The sequence below is a fragment of the Flavobacterium sp. genome (genome assembly GCF_965284515.1).
GTDB lineage: Bacteria > Bacteroidota > Bacteroidia > Flavobacteriales > Flavobacteriaceae > Flavobacterium.
Genome location: NZ_OZ260089.1, coordinates 1,506,641 through 1,525,276 on the forward strand (window position 1 = coordinate 1,506,641; position 18,636 = coordinate 1,525,276).

At 29.3% G+C, this 18,636-nt stretch carries 22 protein-coding genes; 6 read left to right on the forward strand and 16 right to left on the reverse strand.

Annotated elements, in window-relative coordinates; all coding sequences use genetic code 11:
* The first annotated feature begins 25 nt into the window (after positions 1–25).
* A complete protein-coding gene (locus tag ACQ65T_RS06935; protein ID WP_430400356.1) occupies positions 26–463 on the forward strand; it encodes a hypothetical protein in 438 nt (145 codons plus the stop codon).
* 43 nt (positions 464–506) lie between these two features.
* Here the strand turns inward: ACQ65T_RS06935 and ACQ65T_RS06940 are convergent, their stop codons facing one another.
* From ACQ65T_RS06940 to ACQ65T_RS06985, 10 genes are all read right to left on the reverse strand, one after another.
* Complete coding sequence (locus tag ACQ65T_RS06940; protein ID WP_430400357.1) at positions 507–1,598, reverse strand: peptidylprolyl isomerase; 1,092 nt, start codon at positions 1,596–1,598, stop codon at positions 507–509.
* 7 nt (positions 1,599–1,605) lie between these two features.
* Positions 1,606–2,169 (reverse strand): gliding motility-associated peptidyl-prolyl isomerase GldI, encoded by a 564-nt coding sequence (gene gldI, locus ACQ65T_RS06945; RefSeq protein WP_430400358.1) that lies wholly within the window; start codon positions 2,167–2,169, stop codon positions 1,606–1,608.
* A gap of 2 nt (positions 2,170–2,171) precedes the next feature.
* A complete protein-coding gene (locus tag ACQ65T_RS06950; RefSeq protein WP_430400359.1) occupies positions 2,172–3,182 on the reverse strand; it encodes a DHH family phosphoesterase in 1,011 nt (336 codons plus the stop codon).
* A gap of 1 nt (position 3,183) precedes the next feature.
* Positions 3,184–3,555 carry a fluoride efflux transporter CrcB gene (crcB, locus tag ACQ65T_RS06955; RefSeq protein ID WP_430400360.1) on the reverse strand — a complete coding sequence of 124 codons (372 nt, stop codon included), beginning with the start codon at positions 3,553–3,555 and terminating at the stop codon, positions 3,184–3,186.
* Between the two features lies 1 nt (position 3,556).
* Entirely contained in the window at positions 3,557–5,596 is a 2,040-nt protein-coding gene (locus tag ACQ65T_RS06960; protein ID WP_430400361.1) for a choice-of-anchor L domain-containing protein, read from the reverse strand.
* A gap of 16 nt (positions 5,597–5,612) precedes the next feature.
* Positions 5,613–6,449 (reverse strand): ABC transporter permease, encoded by an 837-nt coding sequence (locus ACQ65T_RS06965; protein WP_430400362.1) that lies wholly within the window; start codon positions 6,447–6,449, stop codon positions 5,613–5,615.
* A 10-nt stretch (positions 6,450–6,459) separates the two neighbouring features.
* Positions 6,460–7,359 carry an ABC transporter ATP-binding protein gene (locus ACQ65T_RS06970; protein WP_430400363.1) on the reverse strand — a complete coding sequence of 300 codons (900 nt, stop codon included), beginning with the start codon at positions 7,357–7,359 and terminating at the stop codon, positions 6,460–6,462.
* Between the two features lie 78 nt (positions 7,360–7,437).
* Positions 7,438–8,811: a hypothetical protein gene (locus ACQ65T_RS06975; RefSeq protein ID WP_430400364.1), complete on the reverse strand. Its 1,374-nt coding sequence runs from the start codon at positions 8,809–8,811 to the stop codon at positions 7,438–7,440.
* Between the two features lie 64 nt (positions 8,812–8,875).
* Positions 8,876–9,640 carry a TIGR02757 family protein gene (locus ACQ65T_RS06980; protein WP_430400365.1) on the reverse strand — a complete coding sequence of 255 codons (765 nt, stop codon included), beginning with the start codon at positions 9,638–9,640 and terminating at the stop codon, positions 8,876–8,878.
* A 6-nt stretch (positions 9,641–9,646) separates the two neighbouring features.
* Positions 9,647–10,306, reverse strand: a complete 660-nt coding sequence (locus ACQ65T_RS06985) for an ABC transporter ATP-binding protein (RefSeq protein ID WP_430400366.1) — start codon at positions 10,304–10,306, stop codon at positions 9,647–9,649.
* A gap of 147 nt (positions 10,307–10,453) precedes the next feature.
* On the opposite strand from ACQ65T_RS06985, the gene msrA reads away from it, so the two are divergent.
* Genes msrA through ACQ65T_RS07000 form a run of 3 tightly spaced genes read left to right on the forward strand, consistent with a single transcriptional unit; the run spans position 10,454 to position 12,126 of the window.
* Positions 10,454–11,095 carry a peptide-methionine (S)-S-oxide reductase MsrA gene (gene msrA / locus ACQ65T_RS06990; RefSeq protein ID WP_430400367.1) on the forward strand — a complete coding sequence of 214 codons (642 nt, stop codon included), beginning with the start codon at positions 10,454–10,456 and terminating at the stop codon, positions 11,093–11,095.
* Between the two features lie 14 nt (positions 11,096–11,109).
* On the forward strand, positions 11,110–11,778 hold the full coding sequence (gene folE / locus ACQ65T_RS06995; RefSeq protein ID WP_430400368.1) for a GTP cyclohydrolase I FolE: 669 nt from the start codon (positions 11,110–11,112) through the stop codon (positions 11,776–11,778).
* A 51-nt stretch (positions 11,779–11,829) separates the two neighbouring features.
* Complete coding sequence (locus ACQ65T_RS07000) at positions 11,830–12,126, forward strand: hypothetical protein (RefSeq protein WP_430400369.1); 297 nt, start codon at positions 11,830–11,832, stop codon at positions 12,124–12,126.
* Positions 12,127–12,144: 18 nt separating this feature from the next.
* Here ACQ65T_RS07000 and ACQ65T_RS07005 read toward each other — a convergent pair whose 3' ends face one another.
* From ACQ65T_RS07005 to ACQ65T_RS07030, 6 genes are all read right to left on the reverse strand, one after another.
* Positions 12,145–12,468, reverse strand: a complete 324-nt coding sequence (locus ACQ65T_RS07005; RefSeq protein WP_430400370.1) for a DUF6787 family protein — start codon at positions 12,466–12,468, stop codon at positions 12,145–12,147.
* Between the two features lie 3 nt (positions 12,469–12,471).
* Entirely contained in the window at positions 12,472–12,903 is a 432-nt protein-coding gene (locus ACQ65T_RS07010; protein ID WP_430400371.1) for a DUF6146 family protein, read from the reverse strand.
* 83 nt (positions 12,904–12,986) lie between these two features.
* Positions 12,987–13,604 (reverse strand): DUF937 domain-containing protein, encoded by a 618-nt coding sequence (locus ACQ65T_RS07015; RefSeq protein WP_430400372.1) that lies wholly within the window; start codon positions 13,602–13,604, stop codon positions 12,987–12,989.
* A gap of 46 nt (positions 13,605–13,650) precedes the next feature.
* Positions 13,651–14,607: a D-2-hydroxyacid dehydrogenase gene (locus tag ACQ65T_RS07020; protein WP_430400373.1), complete on the reverse strand. Its 957-nt coding sequence runs from the start codon at positions 14,605–14,607 to the stop codon at positions 13,651–13,653.
* Between the two features lie 45 nt (positions 14,608–14,652).
* A complete protein-coding gene (gene serC / locus ACQ65T_RS07025) occupies positions 14,653–15,723 on the reverse strand; it encodes a 3-phosphoserine/phosphohydroxythreonine transaminase (RefSeq protein ID WP_430400374.1) in 1,071 nt (356 codons plus the stop codon).
* A 127-nt stretch (positions 15,724–15,850) separates the two neighbouring features.
* Complete coding sequence (locus tag ACQ65T_RS07030; protein ID WP_430400375.1) at positions 15,851–16,912, reverse strand: acyl-CoA reductase; 1,062 nt, start codon at positions 16,910–16,912, stop codon at positions 15,851–15,853.
* Positions 16,913–17,027: 115 nt separating this feature from the next.
* On the opposite strand from ACQ65T_RS07030, the gene ACQ65T_RS07035 reads away from it, so the two are divergent.
* Both ACQ65T_RS07035 and ACQ65T_RS07040 read left to right on the forward strand, forming a co-directional pair.
* Positions 17,028–17,378, forward strand: coding sequence for a 4Fe-4S dicluster domain-containing protein (locus ACQ65T_RS07035; protein ID WP_430400376.1), 351 nt, complete (start codon positions 17,028–17,030; stop codon positions 17,376–17,378).
* A gap of 90 nt (positions 17,379–17,468) precedes the next feature.
* Positions 17,469–18,626, forward strand: a complete 1,158-nt coding sequence (locus ACQ65T_RS07040) for a hypothetical protein (protein ID WP_430400377.1) — start codon at positions 17,469–17,471, stop codon at positions 18,624–18,626.
* Positions 18,627–18,636 lie beyond the last annotated feature (10 nt).

The window sequence follows — 18,636 nt, forward strand, 5'->3', positions numbered from 1 at the left end:
GTTTTTTAATTTAATTTATAAAAAAATGGAAGTAAAATTAAAATACGGAATTGATAAGTTGCTTTTTGGAATGAAACAAAAAGATGTTGAAGCAATTTATGGTAAACCAAACGGTCAATATAATGATGAGGAAGATAATATTGTATATGTTTATAATGCATATAAAATGCGTTTAACCTTTTATGATGAGGAAGAAATGAGATTAGGTTATATTACTTCTACTAATGAAAATTTAGAATTGTTTGGAGAGCAAATAATTAGTAAAAAGTGGTCTGATGTAAAAAAAGTACTGACTGAAAAAAAGCTAACCCAATTTGAGACAGAAATAGTAGACGGGACTGAAAACTATTTTTTTGAAAATAATTGGCTGTTTGTAAACGTAGATTATGGAATTGTTTTTAAAATTGAAATAGGGGCAATTTTTACAGATAATGATGATTTTGATTGGAAATTTAAAGCATAAAAAAAGCTCCACATTGTGGAGCTTTTTTTATGAAAATAATTTATTATTGTTGAGGCATTTTTTCTAACATCTCAACTTCAAATATAATTGTAGAGTTAGGTGGAATTACATTTCCAGCACCTTGAGCTCCATATCCTAATTTTGCAGGGATAATTAATAGTGCTTTATCTCCATAGTTCATATTTTCTAATCCTTCAATAAAACCAGGTATTAAACCTTTCTTTTCACCATATTTAAATGGAAATGGTAAATATTGTTTTGCAGCAGCTCTGTTTGGATCTAATTTTCCATTCATTTCGGCAACATCATGATAGCTAGTATCAAATAAATTTCCATTTTCTAGAAATCCAGCATAATGAATATATACTTCTGTTCCATTAACTGGTTTTTTACCTTCACCTTTTGATATGATTTGATAAATTAATCCTGATTCAGTTTTGGTGCCGGTAGCTTTTACTTTTGCAAATAAAGCTAATTTTTCTACCTCTAATTTTTTTCTTTTTTCAACAGCTTTCTTGTGATTTTCAGCTTCAATTGAATAATAGTCTTTAAAGATTTTTACCGCATCAAATTTCTTTGCAGCTTTACCTTTTCTAATAATTGTTATTTTTTCAATTACATCATCTTGAACAATTGTATTAACAACATCCATTCCTTCAATAACTTCACCAAAAACAGAATGCTTGTTGTCTAACCATGGAGTGTCTTTATGTGTAATAAAAAACTGGCTTCCATTTGTTCCAGCTCCTGCATTTGCCATAGACAAAATTCCTCCTTTTGTGTGCTTTAAATTTTCATGAAATTCATCTTTGAATTGGTAACCAGGTCCTCCAGAACCATCACCAAGAGGGTCACCACCTTGGATCATGAAATTAGGAATTACTCTATGAAATTTTAATCCATCATAATATGGTTTTCCTTTATATTTTTCTTCAACAAAAGGGTTTTTACCTTCTGCTAATGATACAAAATTTGCAACAGTAATAGGAGTTTTTTCAAACTCAAGTTTTAAAATAATTGTTCCTTTAGATGTTTTCACATCAGCGTACATTCCATCCTCTAACTTGTCTGTTGGGTTAGTGCAAGATGTAAATAAAGCAAATAAGCTTAAGAATAAACTTGTCATTGGTTTCATTTTTAAATTAATTAGTTTCTTCGTTTTTTTGTTTTTCTTTTTTAATATCATTGAGTGTAACTGTGCATATTAAAGGTTCGTTTGATCCTATTTTTTCATTGTCACCGTGATAACCATATGCCATATGAGAAGGAAAAAGGAAAGTAATGGTTTCACCTTTTTTCATTAGTTTAATACCATCTCTTAACCCCATCATAATGTTTTCTTTATCTACAAAATATTCTTGAGGTTTTAGCTCCTCTTTTGTGTAGATTAATTTATTTTGAAGGTCTTTTATTTCATAATTAAAATAGACAATATCCCCCCTTTTAGGGAATATAGTATCATTGTCGGTTTTTATATCATATTTATACCAATAACCTTTTGATGAAGCAATATAATCCAATGTGTCTTTGGAAATTATTGATTCAATTAATTGCTCTTCTTCAGCAATTAATTTTTTATTTCTTTCTATAGATTCTTTCATAAAAGTACCTGATGTTTGAGAAACAGGCTTTCTAGCTTGTTGTTTAGAACAGCTAGTAAATAAAATTCCCAAGAACATAATGGTTAATATGGAATGTATCTTCATCTTTATTTTTTTTCTTCTGCTAAAATAGCAATAAATTGTTTTACTGTTTCTTCTAGGCTTAAAAAAGATTTACCTCCAGCCGCATTTATATGTCCACCGCCATTAAAATATTTTCTTGCAAATTGATTTACATCGACATTACCTTGTGAACGGAAAGAAATTTTAATAATTCCTTCTTCTTTGTTTTCAATAAAAATAGCAGTCATGTTAATACCTTCTAGACTAAGTCCATAATTTACAATACCCTCTGTGTCTCCTTTCTTGTATTTATATGTATCTAATTCTTCTTGGCTTAAAGTAATGTAAGAAGCTTTGTATTCTTTTAATAAAGTAAGGTTTTGTAATGCTCTTCCTAAAAGTTGTAGCCTGCTGTAAGATGCATTATCAAATAATAAATTATGAATTTCACTATTATTAATTCCTTTACTAATTAAATCGGCAACACAAGTATGCGTTTTTGCTGTAGTTTTTGGAAAGCGAAAGCTTCCAGAGTCTGTTGTTATTCCAACATATAAACATGTTGCAATTTCTTTGTTTATAAGTTGGTTGAATCCTAAAGCATTTATAAAATCGTATATCATTTCACAAGTTGAACCATAGCTTGTTTCAGAAAAAGTATATAATGGATAACTGTCTGGTTCTTGATGATGATCAATCATTATCATTGGTATAGTTAAGCTTTGTAAAGCTTTTTCCATTTGTTCTCCTGTTCTATGCAATGCATTGAAGTCAAGAGTGAAAATATAATCGCTAGATTTTAAAAGTTCATTAGCCTTGTCTGTTTCCTTTTCAAAAATAATAGTATTACTAACATTTGGCATCCATGCTAAAAAATCTGGATATTCATTTGGAGAGATGAAACATACTTCGTGTTTTAATTCTTTCAAAAAATGAAGCAAACCTAGAGAAGAACCAATTGCATCGCCATCAGGATTGCGATGAGATACGATTACTATTTTTTTAGGTGTTTGTAATTCTGATTTTAAGGCTATTAATTCGTTTTCGTTTAGCATTTTATTTTGATAAGTATATTCCAACTCCTACAAAAGCTATTCCAATTATTATTGAAGAGGCAATGTATAATAGTGAAGTTATGTAATTCTGTGATTGTAATAAGTTAAAATTTTCTAATCCAAACGTTGAAAAAGTAGTAAAACCTCCACAAAATCCAGTTATTAACAATAACTTAAGTGATTCGTTTGATGATGTGTTTTTTTGAAAGTAACCAATTAAAAATCCAATTAAAAGGCATCCAATGATATTTACTAATAAAGTAGCGTAATACATTTTAAACGGCCATATTTTTCCTATATTTAGGTTAGCTAAATAACGTATTACACTCCCAAATCCTCCACCTAGGGCTATTAATATTAAGTTTTTAATCATTTTATCTTTTTAAAGCAAAGTGGCTCCTTATAGTTCTGCCATTAGTTAATTCTAAAACAAACCAATAGTCTGTTGATGGTAGAGCTGTTCCATTTAAATAACCGTCCCATCCTTGTTCTAAGGGTGATATTTGTTTTAGTAATTTTCCGTATCTATCAAAGATATAAATTTTACTTGCTTCAAAACCTCTTTTCTCTAAATTCTTTATTTGCCAAGTGTCGTTATAACCGTCATTATTTGGTGTGAAAAATTTGGGGTAATCTAATATGTAAAAAGTATTTGTAACAATCCCACAACCGTTTTTGTCTTGAACATATACTAAATATTCCCCAGCTTCTAAGTTTGAGAAAAAATTCGAATCTTGATAATTAATGCCGTCTAGTGAGAATTCATATGTTCCGTTTCCTGAGGTAATAATTGTTGCAGAATTACTGGAGTTAAAATCATTTATTTCAACATTTGTTATTGTAGCTATTTGTGAACCAACAATTGAAAAAGTTTTGTTTTTAAAACAACCTGTACTGTTTTCAAGAGTTACAACGTAGGTTCCTGGTGTGTTTACTGTAATCATTTGTGAACTTTGTGCAGGATTTGTATTCCAATTATATGAAATAAAACCAGCGCCAGCATCTAAGATTATCGAATTTCCATCACACAAGCCTATTGTTTCGTCTGTTATAATTTCATCAAAAACATTTACAATAAGATTAATTTGAAAATCATTGTAACATCCTTGAATATTTGTTATTCTAGCATAAATTGGTTGAGAATATGCAGTTGTGTTTGTGTATGATAGTGGTAAAGGAGTTGTACTTGTTGAAGTTTCAAAAAAATCAACTTGATAATTGCTCGGTAAATTAGAGAAAATTTCATTTTTCATTGCATTCAAATCAAATGCTGTTTTCCCATCTGATGTATTGTCGTCATCACATAGAATAAAGGTGTCTTTAATTACGTTTAATGAAGGGGCAAACTCTAGTGTTATATTGGAAGGAATTGTACATGTTCCAATTGTAACATCTACAGAATATATACCATTTTGAAGTGTTGGAACTAAGGAAGAGGGTATCTCAAGAGTTGCATTAGTTGCTCCACTAATATTTGTATTGTTATATTTCCATTGATAAGTTGCTCCTGTGTAAGTTGCGTCTAAAATAAATGGATTTGTTGTAGTTGCCTCATCATTACATATTGGATTTCCATTCGATAATAATCTGTCTTGTCCTATGTTTACTCCAAAATTAAAACTTCCTCCGCCTAAGAAAATTGCGGAATCATATCTATAATTTCCTTCATCTGCAATAACCAATTTAATGTGGTATTGTGTTCCTGGTGTAACATTGGCTTGAGCGGTTAATATTTTTGTTTGACCATTAAAATTTGTAGGATGATTGTCTCCATTAAAAGCATCAAAATATTGTTCATTTGCTGGAGGGCAAATTGTACCAGAACCTCTTACTGTATTTATTTTAACAGGAGTCGAAGTTCCTGGAATTACGGCAAGATTTTGATAACTTGTTGTGCCAACTTCTTTTAGTAAAAAAGCAAATCCGTCTGTAAAATTACATTGATTAGAAGATGGGTTTGTAAGGTATTGTTCAGAAGACAACATATAATCAAAACTGATTTGATCACCTAATGGTATGAAGTCAAATTCTAAAATAGTTGCATTGAATGAGTTTGATAAGCCTAGTGCATCTTGTAAATCAGTGTCTCCATCCCAACCCATATTTCCACCATCTTCAAGTATACTAGTATTTGGTCCTGGTGCATTATTTATTTTTCCTGTACTTAGAATAATACCATTCTGAAATGGAAAACTACTGCCGTTTGCATCAAAAAAACCATAAGATAATTCTCCAGTAGCAAAGTTTCCGCCAGAAACTGTTACATTACTTACAGAAGCGCATGAACTTTGTAATAGAACGTCTTCAATTAATTGTTGAGGAGTGTAGCTTTCATTTACTGATATTGCTTGAGCGTTAGCTGATTGAATATACGTAAATAAAACTAATAAATATATATAGTATTTTTTTAACATAGCATCTGCAAAGATACTATAAATCTCTTTTTTTAAGAATATAAAAAGATGTTAAAATAAATATAAAAGTCCATACAATCACAATGCTAATTTCGCTAAAATGAACTCCATAAAAGCGCCATACTTTTTCACCACCTATTGCTGTTTCTAAATTGCTAATTGCCGATAGTCTAGTGAAGGGCTCTTTTATCAAATTGCTCATTGACTCAAGAGGAAATAAATCATATAAATCGTTTGCCATTTTGTCTGATAAAAAATGCTTTTTTAAAATACCAAAAGTAATACGTTCTCCGATAAATTGAATCATTAAAAAACCAAGGGCAAAAGCACTTCTTTTAATTAAAATCCCTAAAAACAAACAAAAAGAAAAGAACCCAACAAGCTTAACGAAGTATGCAAACAAGTATTCCATTTCAGTAGTAACTATTGATATTTCATCATAAGAAGAAAATGAATAGCCTAGAATTAATGATAGAATAAAAATGAAAACAGTGGAGATTAAAGCAAATAATATAATTGTATAAAACTTAGATAAAATGAATTCTTTTTTACTCATTCCATCAATCAAGTTTTGTTTTAATGTACCATAACTATATTCGTTTGCCATCATGGAAACAATAACAATTGCTAAAAACAATTTTAGTATCGAAGCAATGTATGTGTTAAAATGCCATATGTATGGGAAATTAAAAATACCTTGTTCGGCAATATTTATTTCAAAACTACCAATGTTGAATTTTAGAGAGGCTATTAAAGCAATTAAAGAAAGCAAAACAAAATATGCTAAAATTAAAACCTTACTAGATCTGTTTTTAAATAATTTTTGAAGTTCTATAGAAAGTAATCTTTTCATCTTGTAGGAATTAGTTGTTGTTTGTAAGTTGTAAAAACTGTTCTTCTAAGCTGTTCTTTCTTTTTACTAAATGATTTAAAGCGATATTATTTTCAAATAAATATATATTTAAATCTTTAGCTTCTAAGGCACAGTTTAGATAAACCAACAATTTTCCTTCTTCAGTAATTATATTATCTATGGCAGGATGTTTCTTTAAAGTAGATTCTAATAAATTCATGTCGTCTGCCTGAAGTTCAAAAAAACCTTCACTAGAGAGCATTCCTTCAACCGTTCCTTGGTATAACATTTCTCCTTTTCGTAAAACTACAACGTGACTGCATACTTTTTCAACTTCATCTAATAAATGTGATGCTAATAATATGGTAGTCCCTTGCGAAGCAATAATTCTAATCAAATCTCTAATTTGTCTAATTCCTTGTGGATCTAAACCGTTTGTAGGTTCGTCTAAAATTAATATTTCAGGATCATTTAATAGGGCAGAAGCAATCGCTAAACGCTGTTTCATTCCTAATGAAAATGTGCTGAATTTATCATCTTTTCGGTCTAATAAACCAACTAAATCTAATTTTTCTTCTACTTTTTGAAAAGGAATGCTTTTAATTTTACACACTAGCTTCAAGTTTTCTTCAGCTGTCATGTATGGGTAAAAATTTGGACGTTCTATAATTGCACCTACCTTTTTCAAAGCTTCGTGAGTTTCCATTGTTCCATCAAACCAATTATAGTCACCAGATGTTTTATTTACAACATTTAGTGTAATGCCTAATGTAGTAGATTTTCCAGAACCATTTGGTCCTAAAATCCCATAAACATTACCTTTTTTTATTTCGAAAGAAAGGTTTTTTACAGCGTGCACTTTTCGACCGTAAATTTTATTTAGATTACTAATTGTAAGAATTGTTTCCAAAGTAGTTGATTTTATTACAAGACGATGATAAAGATGTTATGTTACATTTTATTTTTGAATTATATATTTTTAATCAAATTATTGAGGAAATAATACAGCTATAATTTCATCATAACTTTTCAATTCTTTTGGGTGTATTTTCATTTTTAAAGTTACTTTGCCATTGTTTTGAGTTATTTTTTTGAAATCATCTTTAGTAAAATAGGCTAATTTACCGTCTTCAGTTAAACCCCAAAGCAAATTCTCATTTTGAGGATTAAATTTAATATCATTTTTATACCTGTATAAAGAGTTTTTTCCGGTTTCAATAAGAACAACTTCTTTTAATTCTATTTTATTATTGTTTTCATCTGTATAAATAGGAGTAATTATTCCTCCTTGCGGGTAATCTATTGGTCTGTCTACATTAACAAATCCAAAATTATTCACTTCTAAGCTTCGAATAATTTTTTGGCTTCCTTTTGCTTTTTCTATTTCACTTTTAGCAAAAAATAGTTTGTATTCTTTTAGTTGTCGGTCATAAATTGCCCAGTCTCTTTCAATTTTCGCCCTTTCGTTTTTGTCCGCTCTAATTCTTTTGGCATATTTCTTTTGGTATCTTTTAAGAGCTTTAGAATAATCCAAGTTATTATCAAATGCTAAATAACAAATTACTTTAGTTTCTGAGTTTTTTTGTAAATTAAGCCAAGAATGGAAGGTTACTTCGTATGTTCCATCTTTCAAATCTTTTACTTTAATATCTTTAGAACTGTACCCAACTTGTTTTCCATCAACAGGTTCAAACCATACATTTCTATATTCAGCTAAAGTATTTGTTTCATTTCTTTCATCTATAATTTTAAACGCTGCTTTAGTTGTTAATTTTGGTGGAGCAGGCAATTTTGGTAATTTAGCTAATTCATCTTCTTTAGTTGCTTCAGTTTTAGAGTCTTTGCCTGTTTCAATCCAAACCTTAGTGTCTGGATTAAAATCATAAGTGTTAAAATTACTATCGTTACTAAAGCTATTTAATGAAACATTTATTTTGTTTTCTGGATTTACTTTCAAATTTTCTTCAGGTAAATTTGCATTTATCTCGAACATACCAGCTGATTCAAAAACCATATTCTCTTGTTCATTTCCCGATACATTCATAGGTATTCCAGCTAAATATATTTCTAATGGATTTGAAAAAGATCTAAATTCTATATCTACAGAATCTGTTACAATTTCTCCTTTACTATTTAAAAAAGCATTTTTTGGAATTTCAAGAACGGCTCCCGATTTATGATAAATTATGGTGTCTTTTTTTGGATTGAGCCTGTATTGATCATACTTAATATTTGCATTTGGAATAGGGGGATTAATAACAGGGATTAAATTTGCCTCTACAGGACTTGAGGATTCTTTTTTACAGGAAATAATTAAGCTAGTTAAAACTAATAGGCCAATAAAATTTTTGAATGAGTTCATAAGCAAATGCTTTAGGAGGTTAAAACTTATAAACGCATTTTGAATCTTTTATATTGTTTTAAATTTAAAAACCTTCAAAAACTCCTAAACCGAATAAAGCAAAATCGTATTTTGAAGGATCAATTGGGTCAAGTTTTCTTAAATTTGTATCTAATTCAAGTAATGCTTTTGCGTCGTTTTGTTTTCTGTTTAGTAAGCCTAGTTTTCTTGCTACATTTCCTGAATGAATATCTAACGGACATGAAACGGCACTTGGAGAAATAGTTTTCCAAATACCAAAGTCTACTCCGCAATTATCTTGTCTAACCATCCAACGTAAAAACATGTTAATTCGTTTTGCAGCAGAACCGTTCATTGGATCCGAAAAATGTTTTGTAGTTCTTTGTGGATGTTCCAATTCAAAAAAAACTTTTTTTGCTTCTGAAATACTATTTTGAAGACTTGTAGCTTCTTGATGTTTTGCAAAAACCGATTCTAAACCATTATGATTTTGGTAAATATTTTGAAGACTTTTTGTGAAATAAACGGCATCAATTGAATTAAAAGTTCGGTGGACAAAACTGGATAACTTTTCTAAATCATTTTCTTTATGGTTTACTATGAAATCGTAAGGAGAATTTCCCATAATTTCCATTAATCGCTTCGCGTTGTTAATAATCATTTTACGATTACCCCAAGCTATGGTTGCACTTAAGAATCCAGCAATTTCAATATCTTCTTTTAAAGTAAATGAATGTGGAATTTGAATAGGGTCGCTCTCAATAAATTTTGGATTATTGTATAAAATAACCTTTTCGTCTAAAAATTCTTTAAGCTCAGATTTCGTCATGCTTGTTTAAACAATATTTCCATCAACCATAACTAATTTTCTGTCGGCCATATTGGCTAATTCTTCATTATGTGTAACGATTACAAATGTTTGACCAAATTCATCACGAAGTTTAAAAAATAATTGATGTAAATTTTCAGCAGTATTTGTATCTAAATTTCCAGAAGGTTCATCGGCAAAAATTACAGCAGGTTTGTTTATTAAAGCTCTTGCCACTGCAACACGTTGTTGTTCGCCTCCAGAAAGTTCATTTGGTTTGTGATTTATTCTATGTGATAACCCTAAAAAATCTAATAGTTTTTTAGCTTCTTGCTCAACTTCATTTTTATTTCTTTTAGCAATAAAACCTGGAATACAAACATTTTCTAAAGCCGTAAATTCAGGTAATAATTGATGAAATTGAAAGATAAAGCCTAAATTTAAATTTCTAAATTGAGACATAGCTTTGTCTTTCATGTTTAAAATATCTTCTCCATTAATTATAAGTGAAGTTGAAATATCTTTTGAAGGTAAATCTAATGTTCCTAATATTTGCAAAAGTGTTGTTTTTCCAGCACCAGATGCCCCAACTATAGAAACGATTTCTCCTTTTTTAATATGTAAATTAACTCCTTTTAAAACATGAAGTTCATCGTATTTTTTATATAAGTTTTTTGCAGTAATCATAATCTTGCTTTGTACAAAGAAACTATTTTTTTTTCCTACTAAAAATCTATTTAATGTTTTATTTGAGTATTCAAAATATAATTTTACGTTAATTTATTAGTTTTGTTTAATTAAATGTATATATTTGTTAAACAAAATAATATGAGTATGAAAAATATATTGTTTATTTTATTATTCGTTTTTAAATCTTGCGAAGGAAAAGAAAAGAAATTTGAGATTAAAGAATTTAAAGAACCTATTAAAATGAATATTCAAGATAATTTGGAAATCGCCACTTTCGCTGGTGGATGTTTTTGGTGTACGGAAGCTATTTTTAATGAAATTAAAGGTGTTCAAAAAGTAGTTTCAGGTTATACTGGAGGAAGTATAAAAAATCCTTCATACAGAGAAATATGTACAGGAACTACTGGTCATGCCGAAGCAATTCAAATTACTTTTGATCCAAGTTTAATTGCATATGAAGATTTATTAGAAATATTCTTTGGTACTCATGACCCAACAACATTAAATAGGCAAGGAGCAGATGTAGGTACCCAATACAGAAGTGAAATCTTTTATCATACTCAAGAACAAAAAGAGAAAGCTGAGAATTACATTCTACTTATTGAAAAAGAAAAGTTATATAGTAATCCTATAGTTACAAAAGTTTCTTCTGCAGTCGTTTTTTATGAAGCGGAAGAATACCATCAAGATTATTATGCTGCAAATAGTGAGCAAGGTTATTGTCAAATGGTGATTGCTCCAAAACTTGAAAAATTAAGAAAATATTACAAATCGAATCTTAAATAGAAGGGAAAATTGCTATGAAAACTACTATTGAAAAAGAAATATTTGATATTATTGGAGACAATCACCAAATGACTTCAGCTGAAACTCCTATGCGTGTTGATGCATTTGATAAGTCCGATGAGGAAAAAATGAAAGTTATTTCAGAACACTTTGAAGTAATTATGAATGAATTAGGTCTAGATTTAACCGATGATAGTTTACGCGGAACTCCACACAGAGTTGCTAAAATGTTTGTTCAGGAAATATTTTCTGGATTAAATCCAGCTAATAAGCCTAAAATATCTGTTTTTGATAATTCGTATCATTATGATAAAATGTTGGTTGAGGCTAATATTAGTTTTAATTCAACTTGTGAGCATCATTTCTTACCTATAGTTGGTAAAGCTCACGTGGGTTACATATCATCGGGTAAAGTAATTGGATTGTCAAAGCTGAATAGAATTGTAGATTATTTTGCTAAGAGACCACAAGTTCAGGAAAGAATGATTATGCAAATTTTCAATGAATTAAAAACGGTTCTTGATACGGAAGATGTTATGGTTGTAATTGAAGCAAAACATTTATGTGTTTCGAGTAGAGGAATTAAAGATGAATCTAGTTTTACTTCAACCTTGCAGTATGGTGGCGCTTTTGCTGATAAAGCATTTAGAGAAGATTTCTATAAATTAATTGGTAAAGAGTAAGTATTGGCATTCATTTTGATTATTAAATAGTAATTTAAGTTACTAATTACTATGAAAAACAAATTGCAAGAAATTGAAGATAAAAAACAATCAAATAAGTTTACAAAATTATACGCAGGTATTCTCTTTGATTTGATAGGAATGATATCTTATTTAGTACCCGTTTATGCAGAGACTATAGATTTAATTTGGGCTCCAATTTCGGGAATATTATTGATGAAAATGTATAAAGGTACAACTGGTAAAGTTGCTGGTATCATTGGATTTATTGAAGAATTATTTCCTTTTTTAGATTTTATTCCTACTTTTACTCTGACTTGGATTTATACTTATGTTTATAAAAAATAAAAGCTCCAAATGGAGCTTTTATTTTAATTTTTTATCTACAAAATCAGCAATGAATCCTAGTTTAATTCTGTAAAGCATTTTTTTTTCAAATTCCCAAAAGAATTTAAATTCCCCAAAAACAAAACCAACAAAAACTAATAAAACCTGATAAATTGGAAAAATTAATAATAATCTCAAAACGCGATATAACCAATGGGGTTCAAATGTTTCTGGAATACCTATTAAGTTTAAAAATGGTTTGGCTAATTGTAATGAACTGAATCCTGTAATTGCAAATACTATTAATATTTTTATTAACTGCCAATTATTATCAATATTCCAACGTTCTTTTAATTTATTCATATTTTAAATTCGTGGAGTAAAGCCTCCTAATTTAGTTTTATTTTTTAACTGAAAATAAACCAAGTAATTGTATAGCATATAATTTACTTCATAACCGTAATTAACACTACTGTCATAATTTATAGGCCAATCATATATTGAATTTTGTTGTGGAGAGCGATTAACTCTATAATTCCACTCTTGTACCCAAAATTGATTTCTTATTTCTAAATAAGATTGACTATAAAATCCTCTTGGTCTTGCAAAGGTATTAAACCAAGATGTAAAACCACCATCAATAATTATAATTTCATATTCTAATTCTTCATTTGCGATTCGAACTGTATCAGATTTGAGCGGTTCATTATTCGCTTTAAATTCAATCTCGTTATGTTTGCTCTTGCATGAGAAAAGAATTCCAATTGTACTTAAGATGATAATTAAATAGGTTTTCATTATGTAAAATTTAGTCTTATCTTATAAAGATAAAAAAAAGCACCGACAAAGTCGGCGCTTTTAACATATAGCTATGTTTTATATTATTTTTTACCAAAAAGCCCACCTAATAATCCAGCAAGTCCTCCTTTTTTCTTTCCGCTTAATGCAGACATGGCATCGCTTACATCAAGCTTACCGTCTCCGTTTTGGTCTAATACAGAAGTCAATATTGAATTTCCACCAGAACCACCAAGAAGTCCGCCTAACATTCCACCTAAGTCAGAACTGTTTGAAACTCCTTTACTTTTAGTTTGTTTTCCTAAATAGCCCATAACAATAGGAGCTAGCATAGGTAATATTTTAGAAATAATACTCGAATCAACACCTGTTTTTGAGCTTAAACCTTGTACCATCGTGTCTTGATTTCCTCCTAAAACGTGACCTAATATTTTAGAACCGTCAGAGAAATCTCCTCCATTTAAAAAACCGCCAAGATTATCTAAAATACTTCCATCATGCTTACCACTTGTTAACGCGCTTAACAAGCCAGAAGCACCATCTGCCGAACTTAAGTTGTTTTGCATTGCTCCCATAAGAGCAGGTAAACCAGACGAAACTACATTAGTTGCTTGTGAAGCATCAATCCCGGTTTTTTGAGAAATTGAACTTACAAGTTCCTTACCCATATCACTGTTTAATAAATCTGTTATTCCTGACATATTCTTTTTTTATTTAAAAATTAATTTATAAAAATACTAAAAAAAATTAACTGTTTTTCAATAAACTTATAATTTGTTCTGCTAATTCAGTACCAATTCGGTCTTGAGCTTCATTTGTTGCAGCACCAATATGAGGAGTTAATGATATTTTTGGATTCATTAATATTTTAATTTCTGGGGTTGGTTCGTTTTCAAAAACATCTAAACCAGCAAATAAAACTTTTCCTTCATCAAGAGCTTCTACTAATGCAACTTCATCTATAACTCCACCTCGAGCGGCATTTACAATTCCTACATCATTTTTCATCATTTTTAACTCATCTCTACCAATTACATATCCGTCTTGTGCAGGTACATGAAGCGTTATGAAATCAGAATGCTTGAATAAGTCTTCTAAAGGTTCAGTAATTATATCTACATTAATGAATTGTCCGTTATAGAAATCTACTCTAATTACTGCTTGTCCAACATATTTGTCAGAAGCAATAACTTTCATCCCTAAACCAAGTGCAATTTTTGCTACAGCTTGTCCTATTCTTCCAAAACCAATAATTCCAAGTGTTTTTCCTCTTAATTCTAAGCCATTTGCGTAAGCTTTTTTTAAGCCGTTAAAATTTGTGTCTCCTTCTAATGGCATATTTCTGTTTGAATCATGTAAAAAACGAACTCCAGAAAATAAATGTGCAAATACTAATTCAGCTACAGATTCTGATGAAGCAGCTGGTGTATTGATTACATGAATTCCTTTACTCCGTGCATAATCAACATCAATATTGTCCATACCTACACCACCACGTCCAATTATTTTTAATCCAGGACAATTATCTATAATATCTTTTCTTACTTTTGTTGCGCTTCTAACTAATAATACATCAATTGAATGTGTATTTAAATAATTAGCCACTTGTTCTTGTGCTACTTTTGTAGTTAAAACTTCAAAACCTCCTTTTTCTAAAGCTTTAATTCCGCTTTTAGAAATTCCATCGTTTGCTAAAACTTTCATTTTGTTTGTCATTGCGAAGAACGAAACAATCTCGTTCCACTATTATTAAATATTTTTTTCTAATTCTTGCATTACGTTTACCAATACCTGAACACTTTCAATAGGTAAAGCATTGTACATAGATGCTCTGTAACCACCCACAGAACGATGTCCGTTTATACCCGAAATTCCTGCAGCTTTCCACATTTTATCAAACGTTTCTTTATGGTTTTCATCAACTAATAAAAAAGTAGCATTCATAATTGAACGATCTTCTTTATTGGCAGCTCCCTTAAATAAAGGATTTCTGTCAATTTCTGCATAAAGTAAATTTGCTTTTGCCTCGTTCTCTTTTTCAATTACTGTAATTCCACCTTTTGCCTTAAGCCATTGTAATGTTAGTAGCGATGTATATACAGCAAATACCGGTGGCGTGTTGTACATGCTTTCTTTTGCAATATGCTGTTGGTAGTTTAAAATATTGGGAATGTTTTTTCCCGTTTTTCCAAGAATTTCTTCTTTAATAACAACTAATGTTGTTCCAGCTGGCCCCATGTTTTTTTGCGCACCTGCATAAATGATGTCAAATTTTGTAAAATCTAAACTACGAGAAAAAATATCGGAGCTCATATCACAAACAACAGGAATCGAAGTTTGTGGGAACGATTTCATTTGTGTTCCGAAAATAGTATTGTTTGAGGTACAGTGAAAATAATTTGCATCAGATGGGATAGTGTATTCTTTTGGAATATAAGTATAATTTGCCTCTTTAGAAGATGCTACGACAACAGTTTCTCCAAAAGCTTTAGCTTCTTTAATTGCGCCATTTGCCCAAGTTCCTGTGTCTAAATATACCGCTTTACCATTTTCTTGCATTAAGTTTTGAGGCACTCTTAAGAACTCTAAACTTGCGCCTCCTTGTAAAAATAGTGCTTGGTATCCTTTTCCTTCAAGCCCTAAAAGTTCTAATGCTAAAGCTCTCGCTTCTTCCATAACTTTAACAAAATCAGCACTTCTGTGCGAAATTTCTAAAATTGATAAGCCAGAATTATTAAAGTTTAAAACTGCTTGTGCTGCTTTTTCAAATACTTGTTGAGGTAAAATGCAAGGCCCTGCACTGTAATTGTGTTTTTTCATTTTTTTTTTAAATAGTAGTAGTTAGTTGTATTGAGCTACAAATTTCGTAAATACTACATTAAAGAATCGCTTATTTTTAATTAAAATTTCACTTAATTGTTAACAATAAAAGTGAATAACCTTTTAATTAATTTAATGAATTTAAAAATTCTAAAGTATCCACATTATCAGCATAATCCCAAAGTTGTGGTTTTTGAGTTTGCCCAAAAGCAATACTGTTTTTAATTAAGTTATTGGAAACAATACACTGAATTTGTTCAGAATCATTTTCTAATCGATTATTAAGATCATTTATATCTTCATAATATTCATAAAAAACACTTGATATTGGTGAAGAATAACTGGTGTCTTCTTTTAGGGTTAGGAATTCATTATCAAGAAGTTTATAAAGACTCATTAAGAAAACAGCTTTGTTGTAATCGTAATTATTAGCGTATTTCTCATAAAAAATTACATCTTTATATTTGAAAATTGACTCAAAAAAATGTTTAAAATCATACCCTTTTGGAACAAATAATTTGGAAACATTTCTACAACCTAAACCAAAATATCTAAAAATATCTTCTCCTAAATTCTCTAAATCTTCAGTACTTTCATTACCGTTTAAAACAGCTACTGAATTTCTGTTTTTTCTTATAATACTTGGTTTACTTTTAAAGTAATATTCAAAATAGCGTGAAGTATTATTGCTTCCAGTGGCAATTACAGCGTCAAAACCTTCAAGTTTTCCTTCGACAAAGGATATTTTTTCACTCAATCTTTCATCAATCGAAATTAAATATTTAGCTAAAAACTTTATTAGATGTTGATCATTAGAAGAGGTTTTTACCAAAACATTGTTTCCGGAAATTAAAACCGATAAAAAATCATGAAAACCAACTAAAGGAATATTTCCAGCTAAAATTAATCCGATATTTTTATTTGAATTTTCTTTGAATGTGTAATTGCTTAACCATTTTTCTAATTTTTCTTCTTCTAGAGCTTTAGCCCAAGAATTAATAGAAAAGTACACTTGCTCTGGAGTAAACCAGCCATTATGTGATTGAGATAATTCAATTAAAGTTACAAATTCATCAAAATAGTCATCATTATTTTTTACTTCAGATTTTTTTTCATTTTTTTCTGATGAAAATTGACTTAAAAACTTACCTAATTCAATAAAACAATTTTTAATTTCAATTTGTAACATTTGATATTTGTATATATGTGGTTTACATTGTAATTTTGTGCAAAAATAAGGTTTTAGTTGTTTGTTAGAAAGTTTTTAACTCTTAACTTTAACTTCTAATAAAGAAATTGAAAAAATGGCAATAATTATAACTGACGAATGTATAAATTGTGGTGCTTGTGAACCAGAATGTCCAAATACAGCAATATATGAAGGCGCAGACGACTGGCGATATAAAGATGGAACAAAATTAAGCGGTAAAATTGTTTTACCTGATGGTACAGAAGTTGATTCAGATGCGGCTCAAACACCATTGTCGGATGATGTTTATTATATAGTTCCAGGAAAGTGTACTGAATGTAAAGGTTTTCACGAAGAACCTCAATGTGCTGCGGTTTGCCCTGTGGATTGTTGTATTCCTGATGATAATCATGTAGAAACTGAAGAGACACTCTTAAATCGACAAGCTTTTTTACATAACGAATAAATACAAACTCCTCACTTTGAGGAGTTTTTTATTTATAAAACATTGCATATTAACAGATTATTCCTATATTTATAGTAATAATTGCTAAATATGAAGAATATTTACTTGCTTATATTAGCTTTATTTTGTCTACATAGTTATTCTCAAGATAATGAAAAAACAGTTATTTTGATGGATAAGGAATTCGACACTCCTGTCGAAGATGCTATAGTTAAAATTCTACGAACAAATCAAACATTAATTAGTAATAAAGAAGGTGTTTTTGTAATCAACTTAAGTAAATCATCAATTATTGAAATATCTCATCCGTTTTACAAAAACGTAAAAATTTCTTCTAATTCCTTAAAAGAAAAAACAAACATCATTTATTTATTAAGTAGCGCAAGTAATTTAGATGAGATAGTTATAACACAAAAAGACCCACAAGATATTTTAAAATCATTAATTCAGAAATCAAGAAATAAGATAACGGTTCCTGCAAATTTAAAAGTTTATACTAGAGAATTTTTTAAAAAAAATGATGTATACACTTATTATAACGACGGACTTTTAAATTTCCAAATCTTAGAAAATAATAAAAAAGTTAAAACTGATATTTTGGTAGAACAAAATAGATCTATAGGTTTCATTGATGCTTTTGATAAAAGTATTTTAGGTTATGATTTAAATAATTTAATGGAAAACTATTACATGTTTGTTTATTTAGAAGATTTATTGCATTCTAAAGCAAAAAAAATATACAGTTTTCAAATCAGAACCTATGTACAGAATGATTCTTATAATTATTTAATTATAAAACCACTATCTTCAGTACAAGGAGAATTTTATGAATATTCGATTTTATATGATTCTAAAAATCAGTTAATCATGGAAGTAAGTTCTCTTTTACCAAAAGATAGGGTTTCAACTGACAAAAGTTTATTTGATTTTTCTAAAAGAAATATTTTTAAGTCTGAATTTAAAAACACCTATCGGTATGAAAACCGAAATTATTATTTAGCAACATCTAAAGAAGAAATAGGTTTTATTACTCATTCTAGTAAAAAAGAAGTTAAAGTTGAAATTAAAAATTATTTAATTACCACTCAATTCAAGTCTAAGATTTTTAAATATAACGAGGATGAAATTTTCAAAGGCAAATCTTTAATTAATAAAACCAACAGTGTTTTAACAGATTATTGGAATGATGATTCAGGTTTAATTCTCACAAAACCAGAAATAGATATCCTAAATAGTTTAGCACAATAAGGTATTGTTT